The organism is Burkholderia sp. MSMB1589WGS (genome assembly GCF_001636105.1).
Taxonomy (GTDB): domain Bacteria; phylum Pseudomonadota; class Gammaproteobacteria; order Burkholderiales; family Burkholderiaceae; genus Burkholderia; species Burkholderia humptydooensis.
Window position 1 is genome coordinate 1 of record NZ_LNJT01000003.1, and the last position, 8,508, is coordinate 8,508.

Here is an 8,508-nt window from a genome sequence, read left to right on the forward strand (position 1 = left end):
GCGGCACGAATGAAGCATCGCGGCCATCGGATTCGAGACCGTTCGGTGGCCGTCCCGCGCCTCGATTGTCGCGGCGATTCGCATCGTGCGTGTTCGCCCGGGTTGCGCGGCCGTCAGCTCGGCTTCGAAGCATGCGACACGTTCGCCGGAGGTTCCGATGTCCTATGTGTACGTCGATGGTGCCGATCCTCGTTATTCGACGCTTCAAAAGGGCTTCAACCTGCGTTGGCCGCCGACGGCCAAGGCCGGCGCGGCGGCGATCTATGTCTGCCGCACGGCGGACGACGTGATCGAGGCGTCGCGCGACGCGCTCGCAAAAGCCTGCCGGATCACGGTGCGCAGCGGCGGGCACTGCTACGAAGGCTTCGTCGCGAACCGGCTGCCGGACGACGTCGGGCGGCCGCTCGCGATCGTCGATCTCGGCCTGATGTCGGGTTTCGATTTCGATCCGCGCGGGCAGATCGCGTCGCCGTTCGATGCCGCCGGCTCGGCGCGCTATCGGGTTCGCGTCGCAGCGGGCAGCCAGAACTGGGACGGCTATGTCGGCCTGTACAAGACCACGGGCAAGACGCTGCCCGGCGGTTCGTGCTACTCGGTCGGCGCGGGCGGTCATATCGTCGGCGGCGGGTACGGGCTGCTGTCGCGCATGCACGGGCTGACTGTCGACTGGCTGACGGGCGTCGACATCCTGACGCCCGCCTCCGGCGCGGCGCGCTCGACGCGAAGCACGTGCATCTCGGCAGCGCCGACCCGACGGACCGGGCGCTCTTCATCGCGTGCCGCGGCGGAGGCGGCGGCAATTTCGGCATCATCCTGAACTACTATTTCAACGCGCTGCCCGACGCGCCGCGCACCGCGTATTGGCTGCCGCTCGCCTACGACTGGTCGGACTTCACGCAGGCGAGCTTCGGCCAATTCATCCGGGCCTACTGGGACTGGTTCAGCCGCAACGACGCGAACTGGAACGCCGCGGATCCGGCGCTCGCGAACGGCGGGCTGTTCACGCTCCTGAAGCTGCAGCATCGCTCGACCGGGCCGATCGTGCTCGCGATCCAGTACACGGGCAAGGACGGCGTGGTCGGCGGTGCGGCGGATGCGCCGTTCATCGATTTCGTCGACACGATGAATGCGGCCGCGGCCGGATGCCTGTCATCTGGGATCGGTTCGTCGCGCCGAATCTGCCGGCGCTCGGCCATCCGCTCGCCGGGGCGCGCCTGGCGCACGCGACACGGAGCGCGCTGAAGATGGATTGGCTGTATCTGACGCAGACGATCAACGGTTCGGGCGCGAACCGGCGCGGCAAGTACAAGTCGGCGTACCAGATCGGCAATTTCGGCGACACCGAGATCGACGCGCTGTGGCGATATCTGAATACCGCGGACGATCCGCGTCTGAATCAGACGCTCGTGCAGATCGATTCGTACGGGGGCTGCGTGAACGCGAACGACGAAGGCGCGAATCCGACGTCGGTCTGTCAGCGGCAATCGCTGTTGAAGTCGCAGTATCAGACTTACTGGACGAATCCCGACGAAGACGCATTCCACGTCGAATGGCTGCACGACCTGTTCTCCGCGGTGCACGCGGATCAGGGCGGCAAGCCATATCGCGACGCGAGCGGCCGCTACGAAGGCTGCTACATCAACTACCCGGACATCGACATGAAGTATCTCGAGCGCGATCCGGCGCAGATCGATCCGCGGTGGCTCGAACTGTACTACGGCGACAAGGCCGCGCGGCTGATCGCGACGAAGCAGGCGGTGGATCCGGGGAATCTGTTCCGGCATGAGATGTCGATTCCGCTGACGCCGCCGCGCGCGGTTGACCGCGCGATAACGGAGAGTTGGCCGGCGAACGCTTTCGGCCGCGCCCGCCGCCCGCCGGAGGCCGGTGCCGGCAAAGGCGTCGCATCACATCAGACAAAAACGCTCGCGCACTTCGCGTAAACCCTAGAGCAAAAACCCTGACGCCGCGCCTTCCTCGGGTCAAGTCGCCCGTTCCCGCAGCCGTAAACCAATAGGTCCGCTCCACACCCACCGCTCCTCATGCTCTCCTCGATCCGGTCCCGCATTCTCGTCGCGTGCCTTGCCATCGTCATCGGTTCGCTCGTCATCAACACGGCGCTCAACTATTTCGTCGCCAATCGCTACAACCGCGAGTCCATCAGCCAGAACCTCAGCGCGGTGCTGACCGGCCACGAAACCGGCATCGCCGACTGGGTTGCGTCGAAGACGCAGATGATCGTGTCGGTCGAAGACGCCGCGATCTCGCCCGACCCGATCCCTTCGCTCAAGCAGATCGCCGCCGCCGGCGGATTCACGAACGTCTATGTCGGCTACGCGGACAAGACCGCGAAATTCTCGGACCCGACCGGCATTCCGCCCGACTACGATCCGACCGGCCGCCCGTGGTACAAGCAGGCTGCGCAGGCGGGCAAGCGGTCGTCACGCCGCCTTACGTCGACGTCGGCACGGGCAAGCTCGTCGTCGCGTTCGCCGCGCCGATCGTGCGCGACGGCGCGCTGAAGGGCGTCGTGTCCGGCGACGTCGCGATGGACAGCGTGATCGCGAACGTCAAGGCGATCCATCCGACGCCCGGCAGCTTCGGGATGCTCGTCGACCGCGGCGGCCACATCGTCGCGCATGCCGATCCGAAGCTCACCCTCAAGCCCGTCACCGATCTCGCGGACGACCTGAGCATCGACGCGCTCGCCGCGTCGTCGTCCGACGAGAACGCCGCGCCGATCGACGCGCACGTCGCGGGCGCGGCGAAGCTGATGCGCGCGCGCGCGGTGCCGGGCACCGACTGGCTGACTGTCGTCGCGCTCGACAAATCCGATGCGATGGCCGGCATGCATTCGCTGCTGCTCGTGTCGATCGGCACGCTCGTCGCGCTCGTCGCCGCCGCCGCGCTGATCGTCGGCGCGATCACGGGCGTCGCGTTCCGGGGGCTCGCGCGCATTCGCGACGCAATGGAATCGATCGGCTCGGGCACGGGAGATCTGACGCAGCGCCTGCCCGATGCCGGCCGCGACGAAGTGGCGCAGATCGCGCGCTCGTTCAACGCGTTCGTCGGCAAGCTGCAGGACGTGATGCGCGTGATCCGCGACGCGAGCGATTCGGTGCGGCATGCGGCGGGCGAGATCGCGTCGGGCAATCACGATCTGTCGCGGCGCACGGAATCGGCGGCGGCGAGCCTGGAGCAGACGGCCGCGTCGATCGAGGAGATCACGTCGACGGTCACGCAGTCGGCGGGCGCCGCGCGCCAGGCCAACGACATCGCGACGAACGCGGCGAGCGTCGCGTCGCGCGGCGGCACGGTCGTGTCCGACGTCGTGTCGACAATGCACGAGATCGAGGGCGCGTCCGGCAAGATCAGCGACATCATCGGCGTGATCGACGGCATCGCGTTTCAGACCAACATCCTCGCGCTGAACGCGGCCGTCGAGGCGGCGCGCGCGGGCGAGGAGGGCGCGGCTTCGCGGTCGTCGCGGGCGAGGTGCGCTCGCTCGCGCAGCGCAGCGCGCAGGCGGCGAAGGAGATCAAGGCGCTGATCGACTCGAGCGTGTCGAGCGTCGCGACGGGCGCGACGCTCGTCCAGCAGGCGGGGCAGACGATGAACGACATCGTCGGCACGGTTTCGAACGTGACGACGATCATGCGCGAGATCTCGAACGCCGCCGACGAGCAGACGCGCGGCATCCAGGAAGTGAATCGCGCGGTGGCGCAGCTCGACGAGATGGTTCAGCAGAACGCGGCGCTCGTCGAGCAGTCGGCCGCGGCCGCTTCGGCGCTGCAGACTCAGGCGGTCGAACTCGCCGAGGCGGTCGGGAAGTTCAAGGTTGCGTGATCCGATTCCTCGGGGCGGCGCGCGACGCATTTTTTCAGCGGCGCCGACGCGTCGCCCGGCATCGTCGGGTTCGGCATGTCGCATGCGCCCGGAGACGAACGAGCCGCGGTGCAGCGCATCGGGTTCAGTCGCCGCCGCGCGCGAGCCAATCGATCAACGCCTGCGTGACGAATGCCGGATTCTCGAGATTCGAAATATGCCCGGCTTTCGGCACGAACACCTTTTCGCTGCCGATCAGCGCCGCGATTTCGTCGGCTTCCTCGGGCGGCCGCGCGACGTCGTTCGCGCCGCACATCACGAGCGTGCGCTCAGCCGGCAGCGCGCTGAGTTTCGCGCGCGCGTCTTCGCGGCCGAACGTGATCTTGCCGAGCGGAATCACCGAGTCGCGCAGCCTTTCGGCCGTGAACGCCTGCAGCGCGCGCCGGAAGCCCGCAGGCAGCTCGCTCGCGAGATCGATGCCGGGGCGGAAGAAGATCGGCACGATCGCGTCGAGCAGCGGCGCGGGAATCGCGCCTTGCGCGTCGATGGCCGCGAGCATCTGGAAATATTTGTTGCGCGTCGCGTCGGGCTCGACGCCGACGTAGGTGTCCATCAGCACGAGACGGTCGATCCGTTGCGGCGCGCGATGCGCGCCGTCCGAGCTTCACGCCCGCCGTCTCGAGCAGGTTCGCGAGCACGTCGGTGCGCGGCGTGCCGTACGATTCGCCGAACAGGTACTTCGGCGAATCGCTGCGCTGATTCGCCTGCAGATAGCGGATTACGAAATCGCGAAATGCTCCAGCATCCTGATCGACGCCCCAGAACGTCTGGTTCGTGTTCGGCGCGATCGCCTCGGAGAAGCCTGTGCCGATCGCGTCGACGAACACGAGATCGGTCGTGTCGAGAAGCGTTTGCTGGTTGTCGACGAACGGGAACGGCGTCGGGCTGTTCGCGTTCGGATCGCCCGTCACGAGGCGCTTCGGCCCGAACGAGCCGAGATGCAGCCAGACTGTCGACGAGCCGGGGCCGCCGTTGTAGAAGAACGTGACGGGCCGCTTGCCGGGCGGCTGGCTGTCTGCCGTGTACGCGACGTAGAAGAACGACGCTTCTGCGGCGCCGCTTTGCGGGTTGCGCGCGGTCAGGTGGCCCGCGGTCGCGGTGTAGTTGATCGCCTTGCCGTTCACCGTGATCTGATGATGCGTGATCGCCGCGTTCTCGGTCACGGCGGAGGGCGACAGCGAAGCGCTCGCACTCGACGAATAACGGTTGGGATCCCGATAGGGTTTGTCTGCGCCGGACGAGGTGTCGATGCTGGTCGAACTGTCCGCGTTCGCGGCGGCGCTCGCGCTCGAACCGGCGTCATCTCCATTGCACGCTGCGACGAGCAGCGAAGAGAATACTGCGGCTAATAACAGCTTCGTTTTACGTGCTGGCATAGTCGTTTTCCTTCTCTCATGTTGTTTTCCTGAGCAGCCGGATAGGCGCCCCACCTTGCTCGATCGGCCCGATAAGCCACGGCGTCGGCCAATATACGCGACAAGTTCCGATTTGAAAAATGGCGAAACATTTGAAAGAAACGCGGCTTACTTTATTCTTTCAGGCGCGATTTCCCATTTGAATGGAATCAGCGTGGAATCGGACTTTGGAACGGCGTTTTGTGAATTCCATTGCACCCAAACCCGCAGTCAGACGGATTTTTTATTGCTCGATTCGCACTGCGACGCAGAATTGATCTGGCAATCGAAATAAATCAGGGAATTACCCGAATTCCGGACGTATCGATTTTGAAAGATTTATGGAAAGCGCGAATATCGGGATGATGCGCCGCAAGAAAGCACGCGCCCGGTCGGCAAGCGCGCATGCGGCGAGCGAGCGCGCCGCGGCCGCGCTCACTGCGACGCGGGCAATTCCGCCGCGCCCATCCGCCGCGCGATCACGCCCGCACGCTGCGCGAGGTAAGGCGAGCCGCGGTGCATATCGAAATACTTCGGATTCGGCAGCATCACCGCGAGCCGCGCCGATTGCCAGGCGGAAAGCCGGCTCGCGGAAATCCGGTAGTAGTACTGCGCGGCGGCCTCCGCACCGTACACGCCGCGGCCGAACTCGACCGAGTTCAGGTAGATCTCGAAGATGCGCTCCTTGTCGAGCAGCGTTTCGAGCATCCACGTGATGATGAGCTCCTGCCCCTTGCGGATGTAGCTGCGCTCGCCGGACAGGAACAGATTGCGCGCGAGCTGCTGCGTGATCGTCGAGCCGCCCGACACGATGCGGCCGCGCGCGCGGTTCTTCTCCCACGCCTGCAGGATCGCGTCCACTTCGTAGCCCGAATTGTTCGCGAAATCGGCGTCTTCGGACGCGATCACCGCGCGCTTCAGGTTCCGCGAGATCCTGTCGTATGGCACCCACCGATGCCGGATCGCCGCCGCGGGCTGCGCGCTCGACAAGCGCCACGCGTCCGCGCGCATGAACGCGCTCGAACCCGGATCGAGCACCGACCACATCGCGATCTGCGCGACGTAATAGAGCTGCGTCGCGAGCCACGCGCCCGCAAACACGCCGCCCGCATACGCGAGCCAGCGCGCGACGCCGCGCTTGCGCGCGCGAGTCGCGCCGCGCGCCGGCGCGTAGCCCGGACCGGGCGAAACGGGACTGTTGCGCATCCCGCCTTCGCCTCTCGCGCTCAGTGCGCCGCGGACGCCGCGAGGGCGGCGCGCAGCGCGGCGAGCACAGGCGCGCCGTCGGGCCGCACGCCGCGCCAGAGGTGGAACGATTCCGCCGCCTGCTCGACGAGCATTCCGAGCCCGTCCGACGCGCGCGCGCCGAGCGTCGCCGCATGCTCCATGAAGACGGTCGGACGCGTGCCGTACATCATGTCGTACGCGAGCGTCGCCGGACCGAACGCCGCGGCGTCGCACTCGGGCAGCGCCGCGTCGAGGCTGCCCGCCGTCGCGTTGACGATCACGTCATACGGCTCGCGCGCGACCCGCTCGGGCCCGCCGCCCGCGAGCACGCAGCCCGCGTCGTGCGCCGCTTGCGTGAACTGCCCGACGAGTTCTTCCGCCTTGCTCGCGGTCCGGTTGACGATCGTGAGCGACGCGGGCCCGCGCTCGAGCATCGGCAGCACGACGCCGCGCGCCGCGCCGCCCGCCGAGCAGCAGGATTCGCGCGCTCGTCAGGCTCACGCCGAGATTCGTCTCGATGTCGCGCACGAGGCCGACGCCGTCGGTGTTGTCGCCGAAGATGCCGTCTGCGTCGAAGCGCAGCGTGTTGACCGCGCCCGCCGCCGCCGCGCGCGGCGACAGCGTATCGGCAAGCGCATAGGCCTCGAGCTTGAACGGCACGGTGACGTTCACGCCGCGCGCCGCCCTGCGCGATGAATTCGCGCACCGCGGCCGAGAAGCCGTCGAGCGGCGCGAGCAGATGCGTGTATTCGATTGCCTCGCCCGTCTGTTCGGCGAAACGCGAATGGATGAACGGCGATTTGCTGTGCGCGATCGGATTGCCGATCACCGCGTAGCGATCGCGCGCGCGCGCTGCCGATTCGACGGTCGTGCTCATTTCGATTGTTCCTCGCCGTTCGCCGGCGATTCGCCATTGCCATTGCCGTCGCCGCTCGCCGCGCCGCCCGCCTCGGCGAGCGCCTCCGCTTCGCTTTCCGCCGATACGTCGGCGGCGTCGAGCAGCACGTCGTCGGCCGCGTCGGCGTCATCGTCGTCGGCCGGCTCGCCGCTCGACACCGTCGGCGCGTCGAGCACGCTCACGAGCCGCACCGACGCCCGATCGTCAATTCGTCGACCGACATCACGTCGAGCAGCACCCGCGTGCCGCGCGCATGCACGCCGAGCGCGGGCACGTGCAGCAGCAGCGGCACTTCGTCGAGGCGCACGAGATCGCCCTTCACGACGGCCGCGCTCACCTGCTTGCGGCCTTCCTGCTTGATCCAGCGCAGGCACCAGAAATACTCCATCCGGCGCTGGTGATCGGCGTAAGCGGCGTACGTGTCGTCGAAGCCCTGCACGACCGCGTACAGATCCGCGTCCTTCTGCTTGAACGGCGCGGCGAGCTTCGCGGTCACGCCGTGCTGCACGCACGCGAGCAACTGCCACTGGTTGACGAGGTCGACGTAGCGGCGCAGCGGCGACGTGCTCCATGCGTACTGCGGCACGCCGAGCCCCTCGTGCGGCGCGGCGCTCGTCTGCATCCGCGTGCGCTTCGGCCCGCTCGGCATGCCGAACGCGCGCTGCGTCCGGTAGATGCCGGGCACGCTGTGATCGTGCAGGAACGCGCCCCACGTCGAGTTCGCGAGAATCGCGAGCTCGGACACGATCAGATCGAGCGGCGAGCCGCGCCGGCGCGGCGTGATCGACACGTGCTCGCCTTCGACGTAGAAGTTGTAATCGGTGTTGCGCTGCGCTTCGCGCCTGAGCCCGTAGCCCGCGCGCGCGACCTGGCGCCGCTCGAAGAGCGCCTGCGCGAGCGGCCAGAGCACCGCGATGTCGTCCTTGTGCGGATAGTCGCCCGCGCCCGCGGCGAGCGCGTCCTCGGTGACGAGCTCGTCGAGCGTGTTGTGCCGCAGGTTGCTCTTCACGTAGACGAATTCGGCGCGCGTCTCGTTCGCGACGATCTCCTGCGTGTCGCGCTTCACGATGATGTACAGCGACAGCGCCGGACGGTAGTCGCCTC

At 67.3% G+C, this 8,508-nt stretch carries 2 protein-coding genes and 6 pseudogenes; 3 read left to right on the forward strand and 5 right to left on the reverse strand.

Annotation, left to right across the window (positions count from 1 at the left end; all coding sequences use genetic code 11):
- Nucleotides 1-157 precede the first annotated feature (157 nt).
- A pseudogene (locus WT16_RS01480) lies at nucleotides 158-1,811 on the forward strand (BBE domain-containing protein); the annotation flags it as partial.
- Between the two features lie 231 nt (nucleotides 1,812-2,042).
- Nucleotides 2,043-3,846 (forward strand): annotated as a pseudogene (locus WT16_RS01485) (methyl-accepting chemotaxis protein).
- 124 nt (nucleotides 3,847-3,970) lie between these two features.
- On the opposite strand, the pseudogene WT16_RS01490 reads toward WT16_RS01485, so the two are convergent.
- Nucleotides 3,971-4,477: pseudogene (locus WT16_RS01490) on the reverse strand (alpha/beta hydrolase); the annotation flags it as partial.
- Nucleotides 4,478-4,484: 7 nt separating this feature from the next.
- Nucleotides 4,485-5,240, reverse strand: a pseudogene (locus WT16_RS29855) (peptidase S10); the annotation flags it as partial.
- Here WT16_RS29855 and WT16_RS34705 point away from each other — a divergent pair.
- Nucleotides 5,134-5,574: a hypothetical protein gene (locus WT16_RS34705; protein ID WP_231892020.1), complete on the forward strand. Its 441-nt coding sequence runs from the start codon at nucleotides 5,134-5,136 to the stop codon at nucleotides 5,572-5,574. The pseudogene WT16_RS29855 and the gene WT16_RS34705 sit on opposite strands and share 107 nt — an antisense overlap.
- Nucleotides 5,575-5,714: 140 nt before the next feature.
- On the opposite strand, the gene mtgA is transcribed toward WT16_RS34705, so the two are convergent.
- From mtgA to WT16_RS01510, 3 genes and pseudogenes are all read right to left on the reverse strand, one after another.
- Complete coding sequence (gene mtgA, locus WT16_RS01500; protein ID WP_063532567.1) at nucleotides 5,715-6,485, reverse strand: monofunctional biosynthetic peptidoglycan transglycosylase; 771 nt, start codon at nucleotides 6,483-6,485, stop codon at nucleotides 5,715-5,717.
- Between the two features lie 20 nt (nucleotides 6,486-6,505).
- Nucleotides 6,506-7,383 (reverse strand): annotated as a pseudogene (gene aroE / locus WT16_RS01505) (shikimate dehydrogenase).
- Nucleotides 7,380-8,508, reverse strand: a pseudogene (locus WT16_RS01510) (RNB domain-containing ribonuclease); the annotation flags it as partial. The pseudogenes aroE and WT16_RS01510, both read right to left, overlap by 4 nt.